Origin of the sequence: Streptomyces sp. NPDC016562 (assembly GCF_043076955.1) — a bacterium.
Taxonomy (GTDB): domain Bacteria; phylum Actinomycetota; class Actinomycetes; order Streptomycetales; family Streptomycetaceae; genus Streptomyces.
Genome location: NZ_JBIBRZ010000002.1, coordinates 911068 through 937353, shown reverse-complemented (window position 1 = coordinate 937353; position 26286 = coordinate 911068). Strand labels below are relative to the sequence as shown.

General features: G+C 72.5%; 20 protein-coding genes. 11 read left to right on the top strand and 9 right to left on the bottom strand.

What is annotated here, in order from left to right:
* Positions 1–12: 12 nt before the first annotated feature.
* From ACF059_RS12035 to ACF059_RS12010, 6 genes are all read right to left on the bottom strand, one after another.
* Entirely contained in the window at positions 13–1959 is a 1947-nt protein-coding gene (locus ACF059_RS12035; RefSeq protein ID WP_392056640.1) for a flavin monoamine oxidase family protein, read from the bottom strand.
* A gap of 153 nt (positions 1960–2112) precedes the next feature.
* Positions 2113–3348, bottom strand: a complete 1236-nt coding sequence (locus ACF059_RS12030) for a type III PLP-dependent enzyme (protein WP_392054944.1) — start codon at positions 3346–3348, stop codon at positions 2113–2115.
* On the bottom strand, positions 3345–5174 hold the full coding sequence (locus ACF059_RS12025; RefSeq protein WP_392054942.1) for an IucA/IucC family protein: 1830 nt from the start codon (positions 5172–5174) through the stop codon (positions 3345–3347). The genes ACF059_RS12030 and ACF059_RS12025 overlap by 4 nt, the downstream gene beginning before the upstream one ends.
* Positions 5171–6649: an MFS transporter gene (locus ACF059_RS12020; RefSeq protein WP_392054939.1), complete on the bottom strand. Its 1479-nt coding sequence runs from the start codon at positions 6647–6649 to the stop codon at positions 5171–5173. The genes ACF059_RS12025 and ACF059_RS12020 overlap by 4 nt, the downstream gene beginning before the upstream one ends.
* Positions 6646–8496, bottom strand: a complete 1851-nt coding sequence (locus tag ACF059_RS12015) for an IucA/IucC family protein (RefSeq protein ID WP_392054936.1) — start codon at positions 8494–8496, stop codon at positions 6646–6648. The genes ACF059_RS12020 and ACF059_RS12015 overlap by 4 nt, the downstream gene beginning before the upstream one ends.
* A complete protein-coding gene (locus ACF059_RS12010) occupies positions 8493–9686 on the bottom strand; it encodes an acetyl-CoA carboxylase biotin carboxylase subunit family protein (RefSeq protein WP_392054933.1) in 1194 nt (397 codons plus the stop codon). The genes ACF059_RS12015 and ACF059_RS12010 overlap by 4 nt, the downstream gene beginning before the upstream one ends.
* A 243-nt stretch (positions 9687–9929) precedes the next feature.
* On the opposite strand from ACF059_RS12010, the gene ACF059_RS12005 reads away from it, so the two are divergent.
* The gene (locus ACF059_RS12005) at positions 9930–10799 is read left to right on the top strand and encodes a (2Fe-2S)-binding protein (RefSeq protein WP_392054930.1); all 870 of its coding nucleotides are present in this window, start codon (positions 9930–9932) and stop codon (positions 10797–10799) included.
* A gap of 125 nt (positions 10800–10924) precedes the next feature.
* On the opposite strand, the gene ACF059_RS12000 is transcribed toward ACF059_RS12005, so the two are convergent.
* Positions 10925–11941: an iron-siderophore ABC transporter substrate-binding protein gene (locus ACF059_RS12000; protein ID WP_366868801.1), complete on the bottom strand. Its 1017-nt coding sequence runs from the start codon at positions 11939–11941 to the stop codon at positions 10925–10927.
* A 145-nt stretch (positions 11942–12086) separates the two neighbouring features.
* Here ACF059_RS12000 and ACF059_RS11995 point away from each other — a divergent pair, with 145 nt between their 5' ends.
* Genes ACF059_RS11995 through ACF059_RS11985 form a run of 3 tightly spaced genes read left to right on the top strand, consistent with a single transcriptional unit; the run spans position 12087 to position 15062 of the window.
* Positions 12087–13151 carry a FecCD family ABC transporter permease gene (locus ACF059_RS11995; protein ID WP_392054927.1) on the top strand — a complete coding sequence of 355 codons (1065 nt, stop codon included), beginning with the start codon at positions 12087–12089 and terminating at the stop codon, positions 13149–13151.
* Positions 13148–14221, top strand: a complete 1074-nt coding sequence (locus ACF059_RS11990) for a FecCD family ABC transporter permease (protein WP_392054924.1) — start codon at positions 13148–13150, stop codon at positions 14219–14221. The genes ACF059_RS11995 and ACF059_RS11990 overlap by 4 nt, the downstream gene beginning before the upstream one ends.
* A gap of 1 nt (position 14222) precedes the next feature.
* The gene (locus tag ACF059_RS11985; RefSeq protein WP_361952571.1) at positions 14223–15062 is read left to right on the top strand and encodes an ABC transporter ATP-binding protein; all 840 of its coding nucleotides are present in this window, start codon (positions 14223–14225) and stop codon (positions 15060–15062) included.
* Between the two features lie 2 nt (positions 15063–15064).
* Here the strand turns inward: ACF059_RS11985 and ACF059_RS11980 are convergent, their stop codons facing one another.
* The gene (locus ACF059_RS11980) at positions 15065–16105 is read right to left on the bottom strand and encodes a GlxA family transcriptional regulator (RefSeq protein ID WP_392054921.1); all 1041 of its coding nucleotides are present in this window, start codon (positions 16103–16105) and stop codon (positions 15065–15067) included.
* A gap of 141 nt (positions 16106–16246) precedes the next feature.
* Here ACF059_RS11980 and ACF059_RS11975 point away from each other — a divergent pair, with 141 nt between their 5' ends.
* The 3 genes from ACF059_RS11975 (at position 16247) to ACF059_RS11965 (ending at position 21805) form a co-directional block, all read left to right on the top strand.
* Positions 16247–16837 (top strand): isochorismatase family protein, encoded by a 591-nt coding sequence (locus tag ACF059_RS11975; RefSeq protein ID WP_392054919.1) that lies wholly within the window; start codon positions 16247–16249, stop codon positions 16835–16837.
* A gap of 217 nt (positions 16838–17054) precedes the next feature.
* The gene (locus tag ACF059_RS11970) at positions 17055–17429 is read left to right on the top strand and encodes a hypothetical protein (protein WP_392054916.1); all 375 of its coding nucleotides are present in this window, start codon (positions 17055–17057) and stop codon (positions 17427–17429) included.
* Entirely contained in the window at positions 17426–21805 is a 4380-nt protein-coding gene (locus tag ACF059_RS11965) for a caspase family protein (RefSeq protein ID WP_392054913.1), read from the top strand. The genes ACF059_RS11970 and ACF059_RS11965 overlap by 4 nt, the downstream gene beginning before the upstream one ends.
* A 36-nt stretch (positions 21806–21841) precedes the next feature.
* Here the strand turns inward: ACF059_RS11965 and ACF059_RS11960 are convergent, their stop codons facing one another.
* Positions 21842–22318, bottom strand: a complete 477-nt coding sequence (locus ACF059_RS11960) for a DUF3887 domain-containing protein (RefSeq protein ID WP_392056637.1) — start codon at positions 22316–22318, stop codon at positions 21842–21844.
* A gap of 147 nt (positions 22319–22465) precedes the next feature.
* Between ACF059_RS11960 and ACF059_RS11955 the strand changes: the two genes are divergently transcribed.
* The 4 genes from ACF059_RS11955 to ACF059_RS11940 all read left to right on the top strand — a co-directional run bounded on the left by ACF059_RS11955 (position 22466) and on the right by ACF059_RS11940 (position 26159).
* Positions 22466–23032 (top strand): hypothetical protein, encoded by a 567-nt coding sequence (locus ACF059_RS11955; protein WP_392054910.1) that lies wholly within the window; start codon positions 22466–22468, stop codon positions 23030–23032.
* A 94-nt stretch (positions 23033–23126) separates the two neighbouring features.
* Complete coding sequence (locus ACF059_RS11950) at positions 23127–23963, top strand: DUF4097 domain-containing protein (protein WP_392054907.1); 837 nt, start codon at positions 23127–23129, stop codon at positions 23961–23963.
* 340 nt (positions 23964–24303) lie between these two features.
* A complete protein-coding gene (locus ACF059_RS11945; protein WP_392054904.1) occupies positions 24304–25332 on the top strand; it encodes an ATP-binding cassette domain-containing protein in 1029 nt (342 codons plus the stop codon).
* Entirely contained in the window at positions 25329–26159 is an 831-nt protein-coding gene (locus ACF059_RS11940) for an ABC transporter permease (RefSeq protein WP_392054901.1), read from the top strand. The genes ACF059_RS11945 and ACF059_RS11940 overlap by 4 nt, the downstream gene beginning before the upstream one ends.
* The last annotated feature ends 127 nt before the right edge of the window (positions 26160–26286 follow it).

Below are 26286 nucleotides of genomic sequence, written 5' to 3'. Positions count from 1 at the left end.
GCGCGGCGGCGCTCACGACGCCGAGTGGACCTCCAGGGCGGTCCGTACCGCGGATTCCAGGGCGCCTTCGATCCACGCCGGCTTGATGGAGGTGTGGCACCCGGCGAAGTGCAGGCTGCCCTCGGCCTTGCGGACGTGGGGGAAGAGCTCGGTGTGCTGGCCGGGCAGCAGTACGGAGGCCTCGCCGTAGGCGTACGGGTCACGCATCCAGGACTGGGTGCGTCCGACGCCGGTGTAGAACACCTCGATCCGCTGCCCGAACACCGCCTGCATCCCGGCGAGCGCGCGCGGGTAGCGCTCCGCGTCGTCCAGGGAGTCCCACTTCAGGGCGTCGTCCGACCAGCTGTAGGAGGCGAGCACCACGCCACCGCTGCTGCCCTCGACGGGGTAGGAGGGCTGGAACATGAAGCGGTTGGGGTTGTCGGTCGCCGAGCCGCCGCCGATCACCCGGGCCGCCTCGGGCTGGTCGCGGGTGACGGGGCGACAGGCGGCGTAGTGGGCGCGCTGGGCCGGTGAGATGTGGCCCTTGGGCACGGAGGGGTGGGCGCCCAGCAGGCTCCCGTCCTCCGGGGTCCGCGCGGTCTGGTAGCTGCGGTGCAGGCCGGGCTTGACCGCCTCCAGTTCGCGCTTCCAGTCGGCCTCGTCGAACTCCCACCAGCGGCGGCTGAACTCCAGCAGCACCTTGGTGGCCGCGTCGTAGTGCATTTCGGTGATCGCGCGCCGCTTGCCGTACGAGAGGGCGGGCGCGACCGGGATGTGGCGCAGCCCGGAGAACGGCACGGTGATGATCGCGGTGTCACCGGTGAAGGTCTCGCGCTCCACGGGGCCGTCGCGGCCCTCGGAGACGGTCTCGACGCTGACCTTGCCCTCGCCGTGCGTGATGCGGGTCGCGCGGCGGTCGAGCCGTACGAGGTCGTCGACGCGCGCGTAGAGCGCGTCGACCAGGGTGGCGGTGCCGCCGGGCAGTTCGAAGAAGGCCGTGTCGGGGCTGATCAGCGAGGCGCCGATGAAGCTGTGCACGAAGGCGAGGTGCAGCCGGGAGGTGAGGTTCTCGACGGTGCCGATCAGGTCGATCGTGCGCTCGTCGAGCTTGGCCTCCTCGGTCAGGTAGCGGAACATCGACATGTGGCCGTAGCGCTGGATGACGCGCGCCCAGCCCTCGACGAGCTCCCGGTCCTTCTTCCCCTCGATCTCCTTGCGGACGGGGGCGAAGGCGTTGCGCACGATCTGCGCGGCGGTCAGGGACTCGTAGGCGGCCGGGACCCCGAAGGAGCGGTTGAGGGTCTGCGGGTTGCTCGCGTAGTCGGCGCGGCGGACGCGGACGCCGTTGACGTGGATCCAGGTGCGGTACGCGGGGTGGCCGGCCCCGTCGACGTCGACGAGGTGGAAGCGCCTGCGCTTCAGCCCGAGGCCGTCGATCAGACCGGTGACCAGCGGGTGGCTGTCGGGGATGCGCATCGCGCCGGCCTCGGCGTACTGCTTGGGGTCGGCGAAGGGGGCGGGGGACCGCTCGTGCCCGCCGGTGCGGAAGGTCTTGATCCGGCCGCCCACGCGGTTCGCGTTGGCCTCGATGACGGTGACCTTGTGCCCGGCCTCGCGCAGCAGGTGGGCGGCGGTGAGCCCGGCGGGCCCGGCGCCGACGATCAGCACCTTCTTGGCGGGGCGGCGGGAGCGCGGCAGGCCGTTCTTCAGGAGGACGTCCGCGTAGCGCGGCACCAGGGGCTGGTCCTCGTCGTCCCGTACGAGGACGGCCCGGGCGATGCCGAGGCAGGTCTCCCAGTCGGCGCCCGCGGCGCCCGCGGGGGCCTGCACGGTCCCGGCGGACGCGGCGGCGACGGTGAGCGCACCGGCGCCCGCCACCGCGGCGACGCCCGCGCCGGCGAGGACGGTGCGGCGCGACGGGCGGCGGGCGGGCTCCGGGGTGGGCTCGTCGGAGGGGTCGGGCGCGGCGCCGGGCATCGGGTCAGAGTCGATGATCATGGGGCAACTTTCGCTGCCGCCAAGGTCCTTGGACGCCGAAAGGTGCCTGGGCGCCGAACAATCACCCGGACGTGCGGCGGGGCCCGCCCGCCGCTGACGAACTGGGGTTCGCCCGCCCCTCCCGCCCGCGCGTCAGGACGTGGGAGCCTCCGGCGTGAGGAAGTGGAAGCCGGGGTGCGGGTGCATCAGGAAGTCGTGGTGCGAGATGTTCCACGCGTAGGCGCCGGCGAGCCCGAAGGCCACCCGGTCTCCGGCCCGCAGGCCCGGCGCGGGCACGTCGCGGGCCAGCAGGTCCTTCGGGGTGCACAGCTGCCCGGTCAGGGTGACCCGCTCCGCACCGGCGGCCGGCCGGGGCCAGGGGTGCGGCCACTCGTCCACGGGAACGACACTGCAGGGCTGGTCGTGGCCCTTGGTGGCCGGCGTGCGCATGTGGTGGGTGCCGCCGCGGACCACGGCGAACTCCTCGCCGTGGCTGTGCTTCACGTCCAGCACCTCCGTGGCGTACCAGCCGCAGTACGCGGTCACCGCGCGCCCCGGCTCGATCCGCAGGGTGAGGTCCGGATGCGCGTCCGCGAGCCGGCCGAGGCCGGCCCCGTACGCCTCCCAGTCGAAGCGGCGCTCCGGGGCCGCGTAGTCGACGCTCATGCCGCCGCCCACGTTGACCTCGGCGATCCGGATCCGGTGGCGGGCACCGAGGTCGGCCGCCCAGGTCACGACGGACCCGGCGACCGCGAGCTGCTGCTGCGCGTCGAGGCCGCTGGCCAGGTGGGCGTGCACGCCCAGCAGTTCGAGCTGCGGGTAGGTGCCGTCGGTGAGCAGGCGCACGGCCGTGTCGGCCTCCGCCGGGTCGAGCCCGAAGGGCGTCGCACGGCCTCCCATGGTCAGCGAGCTGCCTTCGAGGGAGGCGGCCGCCAGCGGCAGGTTGAAGCGCAGCAGCACTCCGGGGCGGTACGGGCGGGCGGACGCGGCGGGGACGGTGCGGGCGGCGAGGGCGGCCAGCATCCGCAGCTCGTGCAGGCTTTCGACGTGGAAGCGCTCCACGCCCAGTTCGAGGGCGGTCGTGAGCTCGGCGGGGGTCTTGCCGGGACCGCTGAAGGCCAGCGGGCGGCCCGGCATCGCCTTGGCCACGTGGGCGAGTTCGCCGCCGGAGGAGACCTCGTAGCCGTCGACGTACGGGCCGAGGGCGGCCAGGATCTCGGCCTCCGGGTTGGCCTTGGCGGCGTAGTACAGCTCGACCCGCTCCGGGAGGGCGGCCCGTACGGCGGCGGCGTGCTCGCGCAGCGCCGTCAGGTCGTAGAGGTAGGCGGGCAGCTCGGTCTGGCCGAGGGAGAGCAGGCGCTCGCGCACCGCGGGCGTCGGGGTGGTCATCGGGCGCTCCGGGTGTGGTGGTGGTCGTGGTCGCCGTCGGCCTGCTGCTCCAGCACCTGGGAGAGCACGTCCTCGGCGAGCGGGGAGGCGAGCCGGACGTAGCCGGCGTCGCGGTCGGCCTTGCGCTCCCAGCGGGTGAGCAGGTTGGCCTTGGCGGGCAGCGGCACCCCGGCGAGCAGGGCGGCCAGGCGCGGCGGGCAGCCGTGCCGGTCGGCGTACGCCTGGAGGGTGGCGCGGACCTGGGCCCACAGGGCGGCCTCGGACTGCGGGTGCAGGTCGGCGAGGGCGGCGAGCACCTCGGCGATGTGGTTGACGAACAGGCAGTAGACGACCCGGTCCCAGCCGCGCTGGGCGTCGTAGGTCATCGGCCCCGCGACCTCGGCCGGCAGGGACGCGAGGAGGTCCGCGTGCTGCTCGGGGACCAGCTTGGTGCCTTCCAGGTCGCGGAAGAGGACCTGGGCCGGCATGCCGTCCTCGTCGACGCAGACCACGACGTTCTGCAGGTGCGGTTCGAGGACGAGCCCGTGGTCGAAGTACGCGGCCAGGACGGGCGGTACGAGCAGCTTCAGGTACGCCGCCCACCAGTCGAGGGCGGCCTGCGCCGATCCGCCGGAGGCGCCGAGGAGGCGGGAGATGTGAGCCGGTCCGGTGGGGTACTCGTCGGCGACGGCCGCGGCGAGCAGCGGGGTGGTGCCGGGCATGAGCCGGGCGAGCAGGCCCTCCCGGACGATCACGCCGAAGCCTTCGAGGAGCGAGCGGTCCGGGAAGCCGTCGGGGCCGGGCAGGGCGATGCTGCGGTAGCCGGGCTCGCGCAGCATGGCCGTGCCGGGGAAGCGGGTCTCCAGGTCGGCGAGGACCGGGGCGAGCAGGCGGGTCAGGGCGACCGCGCCGGACAGTTCGTAACTGGCGTTCTTGCGCAGGCAGTTGGTGATGCGGATGTTGAGGCTGAACTTGAGGAAGGTGTCCCCGTCGTACAGCGTGCGGACCGAGGCGGTGGCGGCGAAGGGCTTGCCGCCGACACCCAGGTCCAGGATGTCGCCGCGGTCGAACGCCGCGCGCAGCTCGGGGTGTTCGCTCAGCATCTCGTACTGCCACGGGTGCGCGGGCAGCAGCCGGTAGCCCTCGGGCACGTCGGCGCGGAGCCGGTCGAGCGCCTCGACGGCTCCCTCGGCGGCGGTCTCCTGCGCGATCAGGTGCTCGCGGACGGCGAGGTGGCGCAGCCGGAAGGAGGCGCCGGTCTCGGGCGCGTACGCGAGCCACGAGGCGGTGTCGCCGGTGCGGGCCTTGGGGGTGGGGTGGAAGCGGTGACCGAAGACGAGGGACTGCTCGGACTCCAGGTAGGCGGAGAGTCCGTCGCCGTCCCCGACCACGGTGTCCGAGGCCGGCCGGCCGGCGCGTACGGTGAGCGCGGCCGAGACGGCCTGGTGGCTGGAGGCGACCTGCTCCAGGAACTCCTCGTTGCGCACGTCGGTGCGCAGGGCCAGCTCGTCCTGGACGTACTCGGCGAGGCGGCGCCAGTCCAGCTCGGCCCAGCCGCCGTCCCGCTGCTCCCGCACCGGTCCCGTGAACCGGTGCGCGCCCAGCAGCGAGGTGCGGCGCAGGGCCGCGCGCAGCAGCACCCCGCGGCGCGGCAGCCACAGCAGCAGGTGTCCGTCCGCGACGGCGGTCTGGTGTTCCGGACCGGACAGCTCACGCAGCAGGCAGTTCAGGAGGGTGTGGGCGACCACCTCGTCGGCCGTGGGCAGCCCGGCCGCGGCGGCGCGGGGGGCGACGGCGGCGCAGGACGCGGCGGAGGCGGTACCGAGGGCATCGGTCAGAGACATCAACGGCTCCAGCGGGTGCGGAGAGAGCGGGGGGAGCGAAGGGTGCGGGCGGAGCGGTGCCCGGCGGCCGGCAGGGCGGCCGCGCAGACCGTGGCCAGCGCCACCGCGGTACCGGTCAGCACGGGCGCGGTGGGCCCGTACAGGCTGTTGCCCGCGGCGGCGGCCAGACCGGCGACGACCGCACCGGCCTTGGAGAAGAACTCGATCGAGCCGAACAGCCCGCCGGGGGCGCGGCCCTTGGCGCAGTCGGAGGCCATCACGGAGAGGCAGACGAGACCGAGGGTCAGGCCCGCGCCCAGCAGGATCCGGACGGCCACCAGGGTGGCGAGCGAGTGGGCCAGCCCGTGTCCGGCCAGCCCGAGGGCTATGCAGGCGAAACCGATCGCCACGCCCGCGCGGGGGCGCCGGTGGAAGGCCGAGTGCACCCACATGGCGGCGGCGAGGTAGCACAGGTGGGGCAGGGCGAAGAGGACGCCGGAGACCACCGGGGAGGTTCCGGGGAGCCGCTCCTCGATGAGGGAGATCAGGTACGGGAAGGAGATGACCGTGGAGAAGACGAAGGCGAACTCCAGGGCGTACAGACCGCGCAGCGAGATGACGCGCTCGGTGCGGGCGTCCTCGGCCTGAGGCGCCGCCGCCGCGCCGCCGTCGGACGGTTCGCCGGCTGCGGGGGTACGGGGCTGCGCCTTCACGCCGCGTGACTCGGGCAGCGCGGCGATCAACAGCGCGGCCGTCAGCGGCAGGACGGCGAGCAGGGCGTACTGGCGGTGCGGGGACAGCCAGGGCGACAGGCCGCCCACCACGATCGGGGCGAAGACGAGGGCGGCGCGGGCCGCGCCCTGCATCAGGGTCAGGGCGCGGGACAGGTCCGGGCCCTCCAGACCGGCGCCCAGGTAGCCGTTGGAGGCGGCGAAGGTGCCGCCGAGGATGCCCTGGAGGACCAGGGCCAGGGTGAAGGTGGCGATCGAGTCGGCCCAGCCGGCCAGCAGGAAGGAGGCGGCCAGGCCCAACTGGGCGCGCAGCAGCAGCCGCTTGCGGCCGAAGCGGTCGGCGAGGCGGCCCCACAGGGGGGCGCCGACGGCCGCGAAGACGGTCGGGACGATGTAGAGCACGCCGGCCCAGCTGGCGTCGCGGTCGCCGAGTCCCGGGAGGATCTCGGTGAGGAAGGGCGGCAGGCCGAGCGCGGCGAAGGAGGCCACGAAGTAGCATCCGGCGACCGCGTGCACCTGCTTGCGGCCGAGGGCAGGCCGGGTCTCGGGCACGGCCGGGCCGCTCTCGGGCGTGGCCGTGGCGCTCTCGGGCACGGCCGTGGCGCTCTCGGGCGCGGGCGAAACGACCTGGGCTGCCGGGGCGGCCGGAGCTGTTGTCGCGGCCGGCGTTACTGTCGCGGCCGGAGCCGCCGGAGCTACCGGAGCCACCGGAGCGGCCATCGGGGAGGCCGTCCCGTGGCGCCGGTCCGGGGGTGCGCTCGCGCTCATGGGGAACCCTCCACTCTGCGCAGGTAGTTGGGGCCGGTCGTGTAGTGCTTGTTGATGTCGGCGGCGCCCGAGCGCTCCTTGCTGAGCAGGCTTCCGGCGCTGACCATCGCCTTGACGGGGAGCTGCGCGGCGTCCAGGACCTGGGCGCGCAGCGTGGCGCCGGGCTCGCCGGGTCCGGTGCCGAGCCGTTCGACGGCCTCGGTCAGCCGGTCGCGTACGAGTTCCAGCAGCGCCGCAGCCTCGGCGCGGCCGTGGCGCGCCAGCCCGAAGGCGTACGAGCCGGCGCACAGGTGCAGGGTGATCGTGGTGAACATGTCGGTGAGCGGGCGGTCGTCGTCGCACAGGGCGCGGACGTCGTCGAAGCCGAGCGGGGCGTCGGCGCCGAGCGTCGCGCGGACCCGGGCGGCGTTGACCCGCGGGCTGTCGTCGTCCTTGAACAGCAGCCGTACGCGGGTGTCCCCGGCCGGACCGCGGTCGAGCACGAGGGAGATGTTCTGCTGGTGCGACTCCAGGGCGATGCCGTAGCCGAACAGGGTGGTCTGCCAGTCGAGGAGCAGCCGCAGGTAGGCGTCGAGCAGGGCGATCGGGTCGCCGCCGTAGAACCGGTCGGCGAGGTGGTCGATCAGCAGCCGGCCGCCGGGGGCTTCGGCGAGCAGGGCCGCCAGCGGGGTGACGACGGCGTCGTCGAGACCGGCCGGGTAGCGGCGGCAGAGCGCGGCGAGGAGCTCGTGTCCGGCGTGGGCGTAGACGCTCTCGTCGGCGTGCAGGATCACGCCCTGGAACCGCGGTTCGCGTGCGATGACGGTTTCCAGCAGGCGCTGGCCCGCGGCCCCGTCGGCGAGGAAGCCGGGCCGGATGATCCGGCGGTTGCGCAGTCCCAGGGTGGCGGTGGCCATGGGGACCTTGATGTGCAGGGTGGGATCGGCGGTGACGGCGACCGTACGCATGGACAGCGTGGGGACGACGTCGAGGTACGGGCGCTCGGCGAGGACGGCCCGGCCGGCCAGGCCCGCCGCGCTCAGGGCCTCGCGCAGGGGCGCGCCGACGGTGAGCGGGTGGACGGGCAGCGCGAGGTGGCTGTGGTCGAGCTCGGGCAGGCCGAGCGCGGCCGGGGTGGGCCAGGCGGCGGGCAGCGCGGCCGGACCGCCGGCCACGGTGAGGTCCTGCTGCGGCACGGCGATCCAGCGCAGCGCGAAGCGGGGGTGGAACTCGGGCGCGTAGGCGCGCAGTTGGCTTTCGTCGAGGCCGGAGCGGCCGCGTGCGGTGGGGTACACCGGGTGGTCCAGGCGCGCGGCCAGGGTGTCGTAGGCGAGTCCGCCCGCGAGACCGGTCCAGTCGGCGGGGTCGGCGCCGCGCGTGGCGGCGAGGGTGCCGGCGGTCAGGGCGGCGGCGACCTCGTCCGCGGTGTCGGCGTGCAGCCGCATGGTGGCGAGGGTCTGGCGGCACTCCTCGGCGAAGGCGTCGAAGCCGCCCCGGTCGACGGGGTCGGCGAGCGCGCTCAGGGCGCCCAGGACCTCGTCGTGGGTGGTCAGTTCGCGCCCGTCGGACTCCCGGGCGAGCAGCGGCAGCCGGGCGGCGTACTCGCTCTGGTAGCCGTCCTCGACGACCGGGAGGAGCAGCGCGTCGCCGTCGTCGGCGGGCAGCCGCAGCCAGCGGCCGTCCGGGCGGTCGACGGTGGTGGTGCGGGTGCGCAGGCCGACGACGTCCTCGCGCAGGAGCGCGCCGAGGAGGCGGAGCAGCAGTTGCGCTTCGGTGGTGTCGGCGGGCGTGGCGCGGTGCGGCGCGGCCTGCGGGACGGCCTGCGCGACGACCTGCGGGGTGGCGGTGGCCGGGGCGGTCGTGGTCACGGGGTGAACTCCCACCGCTGGGCCGCGAGGTACTCGGCGGCGACCCGCTCCACGGTCTCCTGGTCCGGGCCGATCGCCCGCAGCACTCCGATGTAGTCGCGGTTGGTGTGGTAGAGCTCGTGCCGCTCCCCCACCTCGCGCAGCGGCCGGTACGTCAGCTCCACGCCGTCCACGGTGAGGTCGGCGGCCTCGGGCGCGGCCGTGAGCGTGCCGGCGCTCTGGGCGCAGGGGTAGTCGACGACGGCGGCGCCGTCCGTGCGCGCGCCCAGGTCGGCGGGGAGCGGCTGTCCCAGGTGGGTGCGCAGGACGTGCTCGAAGAGCGGGATGTCCAGCAGCCGGGTCAGGAGCAGGTCCATCTGGTCGCCGATGGCGCGGTAGTTGACCTCGATGATGCGGGCGCGTCCTTCGTGGACGACGAATTCGGTGTGGCAGACGCCGAATCCCACGCCGAGGGCGTCGAGCTGGGCGAGGACCTGCTCCACCACCGGTTCCGGGTGGTTCGGCGTGTAGACCAGCCGCTCCTCGATGAAGTACGGGGGTGCGGACAGCAGGGTGTGGAAGCCGCTCAGGACGTGGCGGACGTGTCCGTCGCCGAGGGTCTCCAGGGTGTACAGCTCGCCGGCCAGGTACTCCTCGATGACCAGGGGCGTGTGGGGCCGCCGGGTCTGGATCTCCTTGCAGCGCAGGATGAGTTCCTCGGGTCCGTCGACCAGCACCACGTCCTCGCTGGCGACGCCCTCGCGGGGCTTGACCACGCAGGGGTAGGGAACGTCGAGGGCGGTGAGGCCGGCCGGGTCCTGGCCGGCGGCCAGCTCCGTGGACCACACCGTGTCGAGTCCGCTCGCGGCGAGGTGGCGGCGCATCTGGGCCTTGTCCTTGACGCGCAGCGCGGTCCGCCAGTCCTTGGCGGGCAGGCCGAAGTAGTCGGCGGCCAGGGCCGCCTGGGTCTGGAGGTGATCGCTGTTGGTGAACACCGCGTCGGGCGTGTGGTGGGTGGATATACGGCTGATGACGGCGCGGAAGTCGCGGACGTCGCACTCCAGGACCTCGATGTCCGAGCCGGCGACGCGGCGGTGCGCCTCGGGCTGGTCGGTGAGGACGGTGACGTCGAGGCCGAGCCGGGCCGCGGCGGGGAGGAACCCCTCGGTGACCGAATCGGTGGGGTTGAGTGCGAGCAGGTACAACCGCATGGGCTGAGCCCCTTCCGAGTCCTGGGCAGTGGGGGTGGGTGGCGCGAATGTTTTCCGGCACGCCTCAGCGCCGACGGATTCCGATACCCGCCGGCCACGCCAGCTTAGGTTAGCCAACCCTTAGCCTCAACTGGCCTCACACACGAGGCCCGGCGTGCACCATGATCATAGATCATTGGGTTAAGGTAAGGCTTACCTACTCTCCCGTACCGGAGTTTTCGTGCCGCAGATGATCGAGAACCGATGACCGCACGTCAGCGCGTCGCGTCGCCCGAACGGCCCGCTCAGGACGCCACCGCCGTGCTCGCACGCACGTACGCCCATCTCACGGCGATCTGCGACGTGCTGGACGTACGGGTGGCGACCGCGGACGTGCGCCCCGGACGCTGGGTCAACGGCGCGGAGTTGGCGGATCCGGCCACGGACCAGCGCGCCCTGGACGCCTTCATCGCCGCCGAGGCCGCCCGCATCCGGGCGGGCCACGGGCACGATCCGCGCCCCGACGTCGCCGCCTCGCGCGCCCTGCACGACTACCTCTGGTCCGTCAGCCTCCTGATGAGCGGCGCCTGGTACCTGGAGCGGCGCGTCCCGCGCGTCCGCCCGCGCGAGGTGCGCGCGGACCTGTCGACCGGCACGTACGAAATCATCCCGGGGGCCGGGTTCGCCTGCCTGCCCGGCGACCCGGCGGCGCACCTGCCGGGCGTCCGGGTGGTGGCCGACGAGGAGGCGCTGCGCGCAGAGTTGCGCGCGGCCGTCGCCGACCACGTACGGCCGCTGCTGGCCGCGTTCGGGCCGCGGGTCCGGCGCCGGGACCACGCCCTGTGGGGCATGGTCACCGACGACCTCATCTCCGGCGTCTGGTACCTCGGGCGCACCCTGGGGCAGGAGGAGCACGGGGTGCGGGAGGCGACCGAGTTGCTCCCGACCGCCATCGCGCCCTTCCCGGGCGGCGCCGACTTCCGGCGCCTCGCCGACCGCCGGGGCAACCCGCACCCGACCCGCACCCGGCTCGGCTGCTGCATGTACTACACCCTCGACTCCGCCCGGGCCTGCGCGACCTGCCCGCGGACCTGCGACGCGGAGCGGCTGCGCCGGATCGAGGGCGAGGCCTGAGCGAGCCCGCGCCTCACGCCCCGCCTCTTCCCCCCGCATCAAATCCCCCACATCACACGACCGGCCCCGGTCGCGTACTCGTGAAGTACGCGACCGGGGCCGGTCCGTTGGGGTGGGAGCGCCGCCTACTTGGCGGGGTCCACCTGGAAGGCCTTCGCCAGGTCGTCGAGGACCACGTCGGCGCCCTGGAGGGAGACCGAGGTCATCCAGATGGAGTCGTCGACCTCGTGCACCTGGTTCTTCTGGACCGCGTTCAGACGCTGCCACAGCGGGTTGGCGAGGAACTTCTTCTTGCGCTCGTCGCCGCCCGAGAAGGTGGTCATGAAGATGTGGTCACCATCGGCCTGCTGGATCTGCTCTTCGCTGATCTCGATGTTGAACTTCGACTCGTCGCGCTGGTTCTCCGGACGCGTCAGACCCATGTCGTTCAGGATGATGCCGCTGAAGGTCTTGGGCAGGTAGATGCGCGTCGGACCGTCGACGAAGCGGACGACCGAGAAGGTCGGCTTGCCGTTGGCGCCGCCACCCTTGGCGTTGATCGCGTCACCGATCTTCTTGGCGCGGGTCTGGTAGGCCGTCAGCTTGGCCGCGGCCTTCTCCTCCTGGCCCAGGGCCTCACCGAGGAAGGTGATGTTCTCCTTCCAGATCGGGCCGGTGGTCTTGACGAACACGGTCGGCGCGATCTGGCTCAGCCGGTCGTAGAAGTCGGCGTGGCGCACGGTGGCCGAAACGATGAGGTCGGGCTTGAGGGCCGCGATGGCTTCAAGGTTGGGGCTGTCGAGCGGGCCGACGTCCTTGGTGTCCTTCACCGCGTCACCGAGGTAGGCCGGGAAGCCCTTCTGGTCACGGTACGATCCGATACCGCCGACCAGCGGCGCGTCCAGCGCGACGACCGCCTCGACCAGGCTGTTGTCCAGCGCCACCACGCGCTTGGGCTTCGCCTTGATCTCGGTCTTGCCCTTGTCGTGGGTGACGGTGCGCGGGAAGCCGGCCGACTCGGCGGCGGACGGCTTCGACGACTCGGCGGCCGACTTCTTGTCATCGCTGCTGCCACCGCAGGCGGCCAGCGAGAGGGCCAGGGCTGCCGTGAGGACGGCAGACGCGAACCGACCCGAGCGGCGTCGCTGAGTGAAGGTGTTCATCAGTTCTCAGTTCTCCAGAGGGAACAGTTGTTCTTAGGTAAGGCTTGCCTGAGTAAACGCGTTGTGAAGAGTAGCCGCTCTTCGTGGCCAAATCCAGACGGGGGGTGCGGGGGAATTTCGGTTAGGCATCCCTTACCTTGTGTGAGTGTCTCTGAAGCCCGTCACCGCCGGCGCCGCCGCGGTCCACGCCCCAGCCGTTCCACCACCTCCCCGAGTCCTCTCCCGAACCCTGGTGCTCACGGCGCTGTTCGCGACCGTGGCCGTCATGGTCTGCGCCTCCCTGGCGATCGGCACCAAGTCCGTGCCGCTCTCCGACGTCCTGGCCGCGATAACCGGCAGTGACGCCGGCGACGCCGTGGTGGTCCGTGAACTGCGCATGCCCCGCACCTTCCTGGGGCTGCTCGTCGGCCTCGCGCTGGGTGCCGCGGGCGCGGTGGCCCAGGACATCACCCGCAATCCGCTCGGCGACCCCGGCCTGATCGGCATCAGCGCGGGCGGCTCGTTCGCGGTCGCCGCGAGCATCGGCATGCTGGGGCTGACCAGTTCGTACCAGTACATCTGGTTCGCCTTCCTCGGCGGTGCGCTGGCCGGCCTCGTCGCCTACGCCGTCGGCGGCACCGGCTACGGCGGCGCCACGCCGGCCAAACTGGCCCTGGCCGGCGCGGCGGTGACCGTACTGCTCGACGCGGGCACCAACACCCTGGTGCTGCTCGACGTACGCACCCTGGACCAGTACCGGTTCTGGGCGGTGGGCTCCCTGGCCGGCCGAGACGCGCAACTGGGCTCGGAACTGCTCCCGTTCGTCGTCGTCGGACTCGCCCTCGCCATCGGGCTGAGCGGCCGGCTCAACGCGCTCGCGCTCGGCGACGACGTGGCCAGCTCGCTCGGCACCCCTGTCAAGTCCACCCGCGCCCTCGGCGCCCTGGCGGTGGTCCTGCTGACCGGTGCGGCCGTCGCCGCGGCCGGTCCCGTGACCTTCATCGGCCTGGTCGTCCCGCATGTCGTACGGGCCTTCACCGGGCCCGACGCCCGCTGGCTGGTGCCCTGTTCGGCGCTGGGCGGGGCCTCGCTGATGCTCGCCGCCGACGTGGTGGGCCGGATGGTCGCCCGGCCCGGAGAGCTGGAGGCGGGCGTGGTGACCGCGCTGCTCGGCGCACCGTTCCTCGCGCTGCTCGTCAAGCGCGGCAAGCTCAAGGAGCACACCCGATGAGCCGTGTGAAGACCGCGCGGCGCCTGCGGTTCGAAGCCGGCCCCGTCGGCGTGGCCGTGCCGCCCCGGGTCGCGTTCATCGTGCTCGCCCTCGTCCTGACCGGGTTCGCCGGGCTGATCGCCTCGGTCTCGCTGGGCACCTTCGCCATCCCCGTCGCCGACGTACTGGGCTCCGTGCTGGGGACCGGCTCCGGCGCCGCCGACCTGATCGTCCATCAGCTGCGGCTGCCGCGCGCCCTGACGGCGCTGCTGGTGGGGGCCGCGTTCGGGCTGGCCGGCGCGGTGTTCCAGGCCGTCACCCGCAATCCGCTCGCCAGCCCGGACCTGATCGGCATCGCGGCCGGCGCCGGGGCGGGCGCGGTCGGCGCCATCCTGATCGGCGGGGTCACCGCGGCGGGCGCCGGCACCTTCGGGGCGGTCCCGTTCGGGGCCCTCGCCGGCGCGCTGCTGACCTCCGTCGTCATCTACCTGCTGGCGTACCGGGACGGCACCATCACCGGCTACCGCTTCGTCCTCGTCGGCCTCGCCGCGAACGGCGCCCTGATCGCCCTGACCCGCTGGATGCTGGCCCGCGCCGACATCGACCAGGCCTCCCGCGCCATGGTGTGGCTGACCGGCAGCCTCAACGGCCGCGGCTACGAACACGTCCAGTGGGCCGGGCTGGCGCTGGCGGTGCTCCTGCCGCTGACCCTCGCGCTCGCGCGCCCGTACCAGCTGCTCCAGTACGACGACGACACCGCGCGCAGCCTCGGCATCCCGCTGCGGCACGCACGGATCGCGCTGCTGATCCTCGCCACGTGCCTCACCGCGCTGGCCACGTCGGCGGCCGGGCCGATCTCCTTCATCGCCCTGGGCGCCCCGCAGATCGCCCGGCGCCTCACGGGTACCGCTGGCATCCCGCTCGTGACCAGTGCGCTGACCGGAGCGGTGCTGCTCATCCTCGCCGACCTGGGATCCCGACTCGTCCTCGCCCCGACCGAACTGCCCGTCGGCGTCCTCACCGGCGTCGTGGGGGCCCCGTACCTGCTGCTACTCCTCGCCCGTACCAACCGGGCCGGAAAGGGAGGCTGACATGACCGCCCCGCTGACCGAGACCCCGCCCGCCGGCCTGTCGTCCACCGCCCTGCGGGCGGACGGGCTGCGCCTGGGCTATGGCGACCGGATCGTCTCCGAGGACCTCGACCTCGACATCCCGGCCGGCAAGGTGACCGCGCTGGTCGGGCCGAACGCCTGCGGCAAGTCCACCGCGCTGCGGGCGCTGGCCCGGCTGCTCAAGCCGGCCGGCGGCGCCGTCCACCTGGACGGCGAGGACATCGCCGGCCTGTCCGCGCGGGAGTTCGCCCTGCGGCTCGCCCTGCTGCCGCAGACCCCCAGCGCGCCGGACGGGATCTCCGTACGCGACCTGGTGGCCCGCGGCCGCACCCCGCACCAGCGGTGGTGGCGCCAGTGGTCCTCCTCCGACGAGGCGGCGGTGGACGCCGCCCTGGCGGCGACGGGTTCGGCGGAGCTGGCGAGCCGGTCCATCGACGAGCTGTCGGGCGGTCAGCGCCAGCGCGTCTGGATCGCGATGGCGCTGGCGCAGCACACGCCGGCGCTGCTGCTGGACGAGCCGACGACGTACCTGGACCTGGCCCACCAGGTCGACGTGCTCGAACTCGTCGCGGACCTCAACCGCACCGAGGGCCGCACGGTCATCATGGTGCTGCACGAGCTCAACCTGGCCTGCCGCTACGCCGGGCACCTCATCGCCATGCGCGACGGCCGGGTGATCGCGGCCGGCCCGCCGTCCGAGATCGTCACCCCGGACCTGGTCCACGAGGTCTTCGGCCTCCGGGCGGCGGTCATCGAGTGCCCGGTCGCCGGCACCCCGCTGGTCATCCCGATGGGCGGGCGCCGCACCGACATCGTCTGACGCTACGCGGACGTTCGACGCGGCTCCTGACCCCCGCCGGGGACGGCGGACCTGAACCGGTTCCGGTAGGCGGTCGGGGTCGTGTCGAGGGTGCGCCGGAACGCCCGGATCAGGGTGTCGGTGGTGTTGAACCCGCAGGTGGAGGCGATGCGTTCGAGGGTCGCGTCCGTGGACTCCAGCTGGTTGCGCGCCACTTCGACGCGGGCCGCCTCGATGTAGGCGGCCGGGGTCATGCCCAGTTCGGTCTTGAAGATCCGGGTGAGCTGCCGCTCGCTCACGTGCACCTCCGCGGCGAGATCGGCGACGGTGAGGGGCTCCGCGAGGTTGCGCGTGACGTAGTGCCGCAGTTCGTCCATGCGCCGCGTGGTCGACAGCGGCTCCAGCGGGACGCTGAACTGGCTCTGCCCGCTCGGCCGTTTCAGGTACATCACGAGCTGCCGGGCGACGCGCAGCGCGAGGGCCTCACCGAAGTCGTCGGCGACGAGGGCCAGTGACAGGTCGAGGCAGGCGCTGATGCCGGCGCCCGTCCACACGTGGCCGTCGCGGATGAAGATCGGATCGGCGTCGACCTCGATCGCCGGGTGCTCGGCGGCCAGTTGCCGCGCGGTCGACCAGTGGGTCGTGGCGCGCCTGCCGTCCAGCAGTCCGGCCTCGGCGAGGATGTGCGCGCCGACGCAGACGGAGGCGACGCGCCGCGTCGTGCCTGCGAGTCTCTTCACCCAGCCGACCACGTCGGGGTCGGTGACCGCGCGCACGCGGCCCCGGCTGTCGCAGGTGACCGCGCCGGGAACCAGGAGGGTGTCGATGCTGCTTCCCGACACCTCCTCGAAGGTGACGTCGGGAAGGATGCGGACCCCGGCGGCGGTGGTCACGGGGTCCATGGACCGGGCGGCCAGTACGACCCGGTAACCCGTCGCGTCATCACCCGTCTCGCGACCCATCTCGCGCTGCAACAGGGAGAAGACCTCCGGGGGTCCCGTGACGTCCAGGAGGTCCACGCCCTCGAAGAGGACGACGACGATGAAGCGTCGGACGGGGCTCAAGGGGTCTCCGCTCACTCGGGCGATGTCGGTATCTGCAAGTTGGATGACATTGCCGACACGACCGGCCGATCGTAGCGTTCTGGGTACACCCACCGCGCGGCGGCCCTCACCTTTCGAACGACTCCTGAAAAGGGCACCTCCATGGCTACGACGACCCTGCGTGAGCTCAACGGCTTCGACGCGACCCCGGCGTCCCTCACCGACGCGACGCTGGTCCTGATCGACTACCAGAACACCTACACCCGGGGCGTGATGGAGCTGACGGGGTGGCGCTCCGCCCTCGATTCCGCGGCCGCGCTGCTGGCCAGGGCCCGGAGCGCCGGTACGAAGGTCATCCACGTGATGAACGACGGCGGCGAGGGCACCCCGTACGACATCCGGGCGGAGATCGGCCGGATCCACCCCAGCGTGGCGCCCGTGGAGGGCGAGCCGGTCGTCGTCAAGAGCGTCCCCAACGGGTTCGTCGACACGGACCTGGGCGCCCACGTCGACGCGGCGGGGCACAAGAACCTCATCCTCGCCGGCTTCATGACCCACATGTGCGTGGCCTTCACGGCGGAGGGCGCGTTCCTGCGCGGCAACCAGCCCACGGTGGTCGCCAACGCCTGCGCGACCCGCCCCCTGCGGACGGAGGTCGCCGAACTCTCCGCCGACCAGCTCCACCACGGCGCACTCGCGACGATCGCCGACCTGTACGGGATCGTCGTCCCGTCCGCCTCGTCGCTGCTCTGAGCCCGGGACGGGAGGCGGTCCGGCCCGCGTCGTCCGGCCCGCCTCCCCCGCTCGTTCCGTCGGGGTGCGCGCCGGGCGCACGCGGGGCGCACGGCAGCGTTCGGCGGAGCACGAGCCGGTTCGCCGGACTGGAATGGACGGATCCCGTGGCGTGCGGCGCCGCCCTGGCTAAGCTCGCTGCCACGTTGCAGCTTTCGGCCATCCGGGACGGTGGGGAATGAAGATTCGCATTCTGGCGGACGGCGACGAGGAAGCACTCGTCGACCTTCAGTCGTGGCTCGCCAGGGACCCTGGTACGGCCCGGCTGCCGGTGTCCGCGTCCGCGGGAGACGGCCCCACGATGGGCGTGCTGGAGACACTTGACGTCATCCTCGGCAACGGTGTCGAGATGGCCAACTTCGCCGTGGCGTACGCGACCTGGCGTTCCGTGAAGGGTGACGAGCAGGGTCCCGGCGCCGACGACGAGGCCGGCGGCGGACAGACTCTCGTACACGGCGACAGCACGGTGGACATCGGCCACCTGTCGTCGGAGGAACTGACCGACCTGCTGCGGCGCCTGAACGACGACTGGCCCACGGGAACGGACGAGTGACCTCCGAAGCCGGCCGCTCGCGAGCCGTCCTGTTCGGCGTCCACGAGTTCCGCGAGCTGTCCCCCCTCGACGGCGTCCGGCACAACGTGCCGGCCCTCTGCCGGCTGCTCACCGGCGACGGGGTCAGCGCCCTGACGGAGGAGGACTGCACCGTCGTACCGCCCGACGGGACGCAACAGCAGCTGCTGGACGCCCTGTACGACGCCGCGACGGAGGCCACCGATCTCCTGCTGGTCTACTACGCGGGCCACGGGCACTTCGGCGGCCGCCACCGCTCGTTCCTCCTCGCGACGCGGGACTCCAGCGCCCAACGCCCCTATCACTCGGTGAAGTACAACGAGATCCGCGAGGTCGTCTCGGGGTCAGCCGCGCGGCGCAAAGTGGTCATCATCGACTGCTGCTTCAGCGGCCGGGCCCTGTCCATGTCGGACGAACAGACGCCGACGCAGCTGGACATGGAGATCACCGGCGCCTGCGTCCTGACCTCGGCCGCGGAGACGGAGCGCTCCCTGTGCCTACCGGACGGCAGCGTCTTCACCATGGAACTGATCGGGCTGTTACGCGAGGGGCTCAGCGGCGAGCTGACCGGCGGGCGCCGCGGCGAGCACCTTCCCGACCTCACCATGACCGACGTCTTCAACGCCCTGCACACGCGACTGCAGGGCAGGACGGTCGAGGGCCTGCGGGTCCCCCAGCCCAGGATGAGCACCCGCGACCTCGGCCACCAGATCGTGCTCGCCCGCAACCGCGCCTACACGGGTGGCCCGGACGGCGGTTTCGGGTACGCGGGCGCCTGCGCGTCCGAGGAGCACGAGTGGGTGACGGCGGCACGGGACCACCCTTTGTGGAACTTCGTCGCCGACGAGCGGGGGCTGTCCCTGCTGCGCGACACCGCCACCGCCCTAACCGCGCGGGCCGCCTTCACGACGGAGCGGGACGGTGCCGCGCTCACCGGTGATCCGTGGCAGTCGCTGTCCTTCACCGACCGGCTGGCCGAGTGGACCGACAGCCTGCTCCTCGACAGCAGTCTGCGCCCGTCGGAGCTGGAGCTCTCCGCCGCGGAGGTGTTCCTCCTCGTCACGCACCCGTACCTGCACGCCGCGTTCTGGAAGCACAACTCCAGCCGCTACGGGGCGATCGACCCCACCAACCTCGCCGACGCCGAGAACACCTCCCCGGCCCGGCGCAGCTACGAGCTGTTCCTGCGGCGCCAGCCCCGGCTGGTGCGCCAGGCACTGCGGAGCAAGGACCGCGACGCGTCCGACGCGATCGGCTGGTGGTTCTTCCACCGGTGGCTCGTCCGGCAGGCACGGCTGTACGACCCCACCTCCGTGGAGGCGCTGCTGGACCGGCTGGCGGTCCCCTTGGGCAAGTGCCCTCCGAGGGAGCGGCGGCTCGTGGAGGACGTGCTGGAGCCCCGGCTGCTGGCCCAGCTCCTGCGTGCACCCCGGCTCCCGGGGCTGCCCGAGGAGGCCGCGGCCAGGCCCCGGAACATGGGAGTGGCGCAGACGGCGCAGCGGGTCCGGGCCCACGAGCTGGCGGAACTGCTGCGCATCGCCCACCGCTTCGCCATCGACCCGATCGCCCTGCCCGAGATGCTGGTGGACCACATCGGCATCGGCTACGCGGTGGACCTGCCGGGTCTGCACCGCACCCTGGACGGCTTCCGCTGGGAATCGAGCGGCCGCACCCGGGTGCTGAGCGCCACCTGCAGCCACCTCGCCGTCGATCTCGGCCTGCGCCAGCACGCCGCCGCGCTCGACGCCCTCCTCGCCCGGATCGACATGCGCACCGGGGACGAGAAGCAGCCGACCCTGCTGCGCAACCTGCCGCGCCACGTCACCGCCGAGCAGGTCACCCCGGCGGCCGAGGCGAACGGCCGCTGCGCCTACGAATCGACCGAACTGCGTTTCCGGCTGGCCGACGACCGCATCCAGGAACTACTGATGGGCGAGGAGCTGTACGGGGATCCCGCCCTCGCCATCCGGGAGCTCTACCAAAACGCCCTGGACGCGTGCCGCTACCGCGAAGCCCGGACGAAGTACCTGCGGGCCACCGGCTCCCAGCCGGCGCCGTACCGCGGCAGGATCACCTTCCGTCAGGGCGTCGACGAGGCGGGCCCGTACCTGGAGTGCCGTGACAACGGCATCGGCATGGGAGAGGTCGAGCTCCGAGAGGTCTTCTCCCACGCCGGCATGCGCTTCGCGGACCTTCCGGAGTACATCGAGGAGCATGCGCGGTGGGAGGACCACGGCATCTTCATGTACCCCAACAGCCAGTTCGGCGTGGGTGTGCTCAGCTATTTCATGCTGGCGGACGACATCACCGTCACCACCTGCCGCCTGACCCCCGACGGATTGCCCGACGAGCACCTGCGGGTCGAGATCGCCGGGCCCGGCTCCCTGTTCCGCATCCAGCGTCTGGAGCGCTGCTCCGACGCCTACACCAGCGTACGGCTCAGGCTCCGGTCGTCGGAGGTCGTGTCCTGCGTCGACGTCCTGCGCCGCATCCTGTGGCTGTCCGAGTTCGAGGTCACGGCGGAGGACGACCGGGGCGACGACCAGCGCTGGGAGGCGAACGTCCTGTCCTACGCGGCTCCGCTGGGGGCGTTCGATCCCCACCACCCGGACGCCGTGCGCAAGGACGGGGTGGTGACCGTGGCCTGCTCGACACCCGCGGTGTGGTGGTGCAGTACCTCCGGGGCGGTCCTGGCCGACGGCTTGTGGGCCGGCGAACGCCGCTTCGGGGCAGTGGTCAACCTGTCGGGGGAGCATACGCCCCGGCTGACCGTGGACCGGCGGCGGATCATCGACCCGGACACCGCTGAGATCGAGCGGCTGCTGCGGCAAGAGATTCCCGCTCTGCTCGACGCGAAGGATTCCGTGTTCCGGCACGGCTGGCTCGGCCGCGTCCTCGACGAAAGCCCGGGGCTCGCCGACGAGATCTTCGCGGAAGCGGTGCGGGTCCGCTTCACCCCGTGGCGCATCGCGGGTCGGGAGGTGGACATCACCGCATGCGGATACTTCCCGGAGGACGCCTCCATGCATCCGGCCTCCGAGGAGGAGGACGTCTGGTCACTTCGCGGCAGGAACCCGCGGGTCGACAACTTCAGGGTGCAGGCCCTGACCAGCGCGGGTCTCTTCCCTGGGTTCGCTGCCCCAAGGCCCCCCACCCCGGTTCTCCCGGTACCGTCCGACATCTTCCTTCTGATCCCGACGTGGGAGACCGCGAGGCCGAATCGGTACTGGATCGGGTCAGTGTTCTTCCATGACTCCCAGGTGAGCATCGGGCTGATCGCGGAGGCCGCCGCCAGGACCGGACGGACCCTCGAGGAGGTCACCGCCCGCCTGAACCACCTCGGCTTCTCGACCCCCGACTCACCCCTGCCGCGACTTGAGGCTGATGACCGCCGTCTCATCAGCGAGAACGCCACGGGAGGCGCCCCCTGGCTCGACCCGGGCCAACCGGTGCACCCCGCTCACATCATCCAAGCGGCGATCAAGACGGGGCGCACCACCGACAGCGTCGCCAACCGGCTGACGGAGCTCGGCTATCGCACGCCCGCCCGTCCCATGCCACCACACCAACCGGGCGACCTGCTGATCCTCAGCCGTGACCTGGACGGGGAGGGCCCCTGGCTCAACCCCGAGCACACCGTCAGTGCCCCTCACATCGTCCGGGCCGCCGACGCGGCGGCCATGACCACCGGCGAAGTCACCGCCCGGCTGGAGAAGTTCGGCATCCCCACGCACGCCTCACCCCTTCCGCAGCTCGAACCGGGCGACCTGCGCATCGTCAGCGAGAACCTCACAGGTGAGGGCCCCTGGCTCGACCCCGGCCTACCGGTGCACCCCGCTCACATCATCCAAGCGGCGACCACGACCAGACACACCACCCAGCACATCATCAGCCGCCTGACCGAGCTCGGCTACCGCACACCCTCGCATCCGATGCCACCACACCAACCCGACGACCTGCTCTTCCTCAGCTTGACGAGCACGGGACGAACACCCTGGCTGGACGTCACCCAAGAGGTCGATCCCGCTCACCTCGTGCAGGCCGCCTCCACGACCGGTCGCACCGTCGACCACATCATCGACCGGCTGACGCAGTTCGGCCTGCGCACACACCCCCTGCTCCTGCCTCTTCCCGAGCCGGACGACCTCCGGATCCTCAGCCGCGATCTGGACGCGGTAGCCCCCTGGCTCCACCATGCCGTTCCGGTCCACCCCGCTCACATCCTGAAAGCCGCTCATGCCACGAAGGCGTCCCCCCATGCCATCACCCTTCGGCTGAAGGAGCTCGGGTACCGACTGCCCGAATTCATCACCCCGAGCCATGAGGAGATGCCGGTTCCTGCGGACGAAGAGCGGTGAGCCCGGACACCGGACGGTCAGCGCCGGAACGGGCGGCTACGAGATCGGCACGCCCGGCTTGAGGAACAGCAGGCCGGCGATGCTTCCGTCCGGATGGAAGGTCACGCGGAACTCGCCGGGCCCGCGTTCCATGCGCAGGGGCACGTTGACGACGGTGAACTCGCCGAAGGCGACGTCCTGGGGGTCCCCGTGTGACCGGTAGCGGCCGAACTCGTCCTGGTAGGTCTCCCAGGCCTCGGCGAGGGCGTCCGGGGGCAGCAGCTTGGCCAGCCTCGGGTCGAAGTGGGCCGTGGCCGCGGTGTAGGTGCCGTTCACGATGTCGTCGAGCGCCTGAAGGGTGATCCGGTCGTACCGGCTCTGGGCCGGGGCGGCGACCGTCCGGGTCTGCGCCTGGGCCGGGCCCGGGGCCGGGGCGAAGCCGGGGACGGGGAGGAGGGCGCCGACCGCCAGTGCGGCTGCGGCCGCCGCCCGGGCCAGGGGCCGTCTGCCGAGTGGGTGGGCGTGGTCAGTCATGAGCACCACGACTTTCTCCAGCGGGGCGGGTCGTCCGGACCTCTCCATCGTGCTCCCCGACTCCGGGCGGCCGCCACAGCGGTCGCCCGCCACCCTTGTGGCGCCATGCGACTTGCCATGGCGCCACGATGGTGCCATGCTTGCGCTATGGACCTCACTCCCTACGTTGACAACCTGCGGCACGAACTCGGCGTGGCCGCCGAAGCAGGCGGCAGCGAGGCACTCGCCCTGGCCGAGCGGCTCACCGCCCAGCTGGAATCGGCCGCCCGGCTCACCCTGCTGAACGCCCTGTCCGACGCGATGGACGAGGTCACCCGCGACCTGGCGCCAGGGTCGGTCCACGTACGACTGCGGGGGCTCGACCCGGAGTTCGTGGTCACGGCCCCGCCCGCAGCGGAGACCTTCGACGCCCCGGCGCCGCCGCCGGCGCCCACGCCCACGCCCCCGCCGCCGGCGTCGGTGGACTTCGAGGACGGTGGCGCCACCTCCCGCATCAACTTCCGCCCGCCCGCCCAGCTCAAGGTCCGGGTCGAAGAGGCCGCCGGCCGCGAGGGGCTCTCCGTCAACGCCTGGCTCGTCCGCGCCGTCGCCGCCGCCCTGGAGCCCACGGCGGACCGCGGGACGGGCGGCACGGGCCGCGCGTCCGCGGCCGGACAGGGCTCCACCGGCCGTACGCCCGCGGCCGGGCAGGGGTTCACCGGCTGGGTGCGGTAGTCCACCCACCCGCACTGCCTCCGTACCCCCCGCCACAGCGCCCACAGCGACCGCATCCATAGCCCTCAGCCCTCAGCCAAAGGACGGCTCAGCCATGCCCACCTTCGCCACCCCCGAGCCCCTCTCCGCCACCCTCGAGTTCGATTTCGGGCGGTTCCGGCTCGTCGCGAGCAAGCGCACCGACACCGTGGTCGAGGTGACGCCGAGCGACCCCGGCAACAAGCAGGACGTACTGGCCGCCGAGGACACCAAGGTCACCTGCGCGGGCGGGGTCCTCGTCCTCAAAGGCCCCAAGAAGCGCTCGCCCTTCGGCAAGATCGGCTCGGTCGACGTGACCGTCGAACTGCCCGCGGGCTCGGACCTGAAGGGCGCCACCGGCCTCGGCGACTTCATCGGTGAGGGACGCTTCGGCAACTGCGACGTGACGACGGCCACCGGCGACATCCAGTTGGAGGAGGCCGCGGCCGTACGACTGAAGACCACGCACGGGGACGTCCTCGTGGACCGCGCGACGGGTGAGGTCGAGATCCACGGGTCGGGGCGGGTGCGGGTCGGCCGGGCCGACGGCACGGCCACCATCAAGAACCTCAACGGCGAGACCGCGATCGGGGAGATCCGCGGAGACCTGACGGTCCGCTCGTCCAACGGGCCGATCAGCGTCCTGCACGCGGACTCCTCCGTCACGGCCAAGTCCGCGAGCGGCTCCATCCGGCTCGCCTCGGTGGTCCGCGGGCGGATCACCCTGGAGACGGCGGCCGGAGGGCTGGAGATCGGCATCGCCGAGGGGTCCGCGGCCTGGCTGGACGTACGGTCCACGGCCGGGCGCGTCCGCAATGAGCTCGGGGCGGCGCAGGGCCCCGAGGGGTCCGAGGAGACGGTCGAGGTGCGCGGCCGCACCAGCGCCGGCGACATCGTGATCCGCCGCGCCTGATCCGGCAGTCCCGGGGAGCGCCCCTCCCCGCACCCGTCCGAGCAAGCCCCCACATGGCACCACCATGGCGCCCCCGTACCGGTTCCCACCGGCACGGGGGCGCCTTCGCGTGGGCGGCCATGCCGCAGGTCAGGCGGGACAGCGCAGCACCCCACACAAGAGTGGCGCCATTTTTGCTCGCCATGGCGCCATTGATGTGCCATCATGGAGACACGAGCACGGCACTGGCCCCGAGCATGGCGCCAAAGCTGCGCCAGTCCCGCCATGGCCGGCTCTGCCCGGCCCACCGGCCTCCGCTCCCCTCCGCCCCGGACTCCCCGATCAGAAGGGCCCGCCCACCATGAACACCGCGACCCAGGTGTCCACCCCCACGCGAGCAGCCGCGATCTCCGCGACCGGCCTGCGCAAGTCGTACGGCGACAAGGTCGTGCTGGACGGGATCGACCTCCGGATCCCCGAAGGCACGGTCTTCGCCCTGCTCGGCCCCAACGGCGCCGGCAAGACCACCACCGTGGAGATCCTCTCCACGCTGATCACCGCCGACGGCGGCGAGGCGCGGATCGCGGGCCACGACCTGGCCACCGACGCCGAGGCCGTACGCCACCAGATCGGCGTCACCGGACAGTTCGCCGCCGTCGACGGACTGCTCACCGCCGAGGAGAACCTGCTCCTCATGGCCGACCTGCACCACCTGAGCAAGCGCGAGGGCCGCCGTCGGGCCGCCGACCTCCTGGAACGGTTCGAGCTGACCGAGGCCGCCCGTAAGAACGTCGCCACCTTCTCCGGAGGCATGCGCCGCAAGCTCGACCTGGCGATGACCCTGGTCGGCCGGCCGCGGATCATCTTCCTCGACGAGCCGACCACCGGCCTCGACCCGCGCAGCCGCCGCGTGATGTGGGAGCTCATCCGGGACCTGGTCGCGGAACAGGGCGTGACCATCTTCCTCACCACGCAGTACCTGGAGGAGGCCGACCAACTCGCCGACCGCATCGCGGTGCTGGACCACGGCAAGCTGGTCGCCGAAGGCACCGCCGACGAGTTGAAGCGCAGGATCCCCGGAGGCCACGTCCGCCTCCGGTTCGCCGACGAGGCCCACTTCGACACGGCGGCCGGCGTCTTCGGCGTCGCCACCCGCGACGACGAGTCGCTCACCCTGCGGATCCCCAGCGACGGCTCCGTCGCCAGTCTCCGCGCCGTCCTCGACGTCCTCGACACCACCGGGGTGCAGGCCGAGTCGCTCACGGTGCACACGCCCGACCTCGACGACGTCTTCCTCACCCTCACGGGCCGTCAGAACACATCTGCCGCCGCAGCCCACGCCTCCGCCACCACCACCTCCGCGACCGCCCAGAAGGAGTCGAACCGATGAGCACCGTCACCCTCGCCCCCGCCCCCGCCGCGTCCCGCAAGCCGAGCCGCTCGTACGCGCTGCGCGACTCCATGACGATGCTGCGCCGCAACCTCAAGCACATGCTGCGCTACCCGTCGATGACGGTCATGATCGTCATGATGCCGATCGTGATGCTGCTGCTCTTCGTGTACGTCTTCGGCGGCGCGCTCGGCACCGGCATCGGAGCGGGCCCCAGCCGCGGCGACTACACCAACTACGTGGTGCCCGGCATCATCCTGATGGCCGTGACCTCCGGCGCCATCACGACCGCCATCTCGGTCTGCACCGACATGACGGAAGGCATCGTCAACCGCTTCCGTACGATGTCGATCTCGCGCGGATCCATCCTCACCGGCCACGTGTTCGCGAGCGTCATCCAGGCCGCGGCGATCCTCCTCCTGATCATCGGCGCCTCCTTCGCGGTGGGCTTCCGCCCCGACGCCTCGCCCGTCGAGTGGATCGCCGCCATCGGCCTGCTCCTCTTCCTCTCCTTCGGCCTGAGCTGGATGACCGCCGCGATGGGCCTGGGCGCCAAGACCATCGAGGCCGCGTCCAACGCCCCGATGCCGCTGACCTTCCTGCCCTTCCTCGGCAGCGCGGTCGTCACCCCGGAGTCCATGCCGACGGTCCTGCGCTGGTTCGCCGAGTACCAGCCCTTCACGCCGATCAACGAGACCCTGCGCGGCCTGCTGCTCGGCACGCCGATCGGCCACGACGGCTGGCTCGCCCTCGCCTGGTGCACCGGGCTCGCCCTGGTCGGGTACCTGCGCTCGCGCGCCGTCTTCAACCGCCAGGTCACGCGCTGACCGTCACGCGGTGAGCCCGGCGGAACGGGCAGGCGAAGCAGGGGCGGCCCCGGATCCACGGGAGCCGCCCCTCAGCCGTCCCACCTGTCAGCCTGGGGGGGTCGGTGGTGCGAGGTCCCCGTCGAGT

Excerpts from the sequence above, each read along its gene's own strand:
- ACF059_RS12005 (WP_392054930.1), top strand. The coding sequence starts at position 9,930 with ATGACCGCACGTCAGCGCGTCGCGTCGCCCGAACGGCCCGCTCAGGAC.
- ACF059_RS11975 (WP_392054919.1), top strand. The coding sequence starts at position 16,247 with ATGGCTACGACGACCCTGCGTGAGCTCAACGGCTTCGACGCGACCCCG.
- ACF059_RS11955 (WP_392054910.1), top strand. The coding sequence starts at position 22,466 with ATGGACCTCACTCCCTACGTTGACAACCTGCGGCACGAACTCGGCGTG.
- ACF059_RS11985 (WP_361952571.1), top strand. The coding sequence starts at position 14,223 with ATGACCGCCCCGCTGACCGAGACCCCGCCCGCCGGCCTGTCGTCCACC.
- ACF059_RS11990 (WP_392054924.1), top strand. The coding sequence starts at position 13,148 with ATGAGCCGTGTGAAGACCGCGCGGCGCCTGCGGTTCGAAGCCGGCCCC.
- ACF059_RS11970 (WP_392054916.1), top strand. The coding sequence starts at position 17,055 with ATGAAGATTCGCATTCTGGCGGACGGCGACGAGGAAGCACTCGTCGAC.
- ACF059_RS12020 (WP_392054939.1), bottom strand. The coding sequence starts at position 6,649 with ATGAGCGCGAGCGCACCCCCGGACCGGCGCCACGGGACGGCCTCCCCG.
- ACF059_RS12035 (WP_392056640.1), bottom strand. The coding sequence starts at position 1,959 with ATGCCCGGCGCCGCGCCCGACCCCTCCGACGAGCCCACCCCGGAGCCC.
- ACF059_RS11945 (WP_392054904.1), top strand. The coding sequence starts at position 24,304 with ATGAACACCGCGACCCAGGTGTCCACCCCCACGCGAGCAGCCGCGATC.
- ACF059_RS11940 (WP_392054901.1), top strand. The coding sequence starts at position 25,329 with ATGAGCACCGTCACCCTCGCCCCCGCCCCCGCCGCGTCCCGCAAGCCG.
- ACF059_RS11960 (WP_392056637.1), bottom strand. The coding sequence starts at position 22,318 with ATGACTGACCACGCCCACCCACTCGGCAGACGGCCCCTGGCCCGGGCG.
- ACF059_RS12000 (WP_366868801.1), bottom strand. The coding sequence starts at position 11,941 with ATGAACACCTTCACTCAGCGACGCCGCTCGGGTCGGTTCGCGTCTGCC.
- ACF059_RS12010 (WP_392054933.1), bottom strand. The coding sequence starts at position 9,686 with ATGCGGTTGTACCTGCTCGCACTCAACCCCACCGATTCGGTCACCGAG.
- ACF059_RS11950 (WP_392054907.1), top strand. The coding sequence starts at position 23,127 with ATGCCCACCTTCGCCACCCCCGAGCCCCTCTCCGCCACCCTCGAGTTC.
- ACF059_RS12030 (WP_392054944.1), bottom strand. The coding sequence starts at position 3,348 with ATGACCACCCCGACGCCCGCGGTGCGCGAGCGCCTGCTCTCCCTCGGC.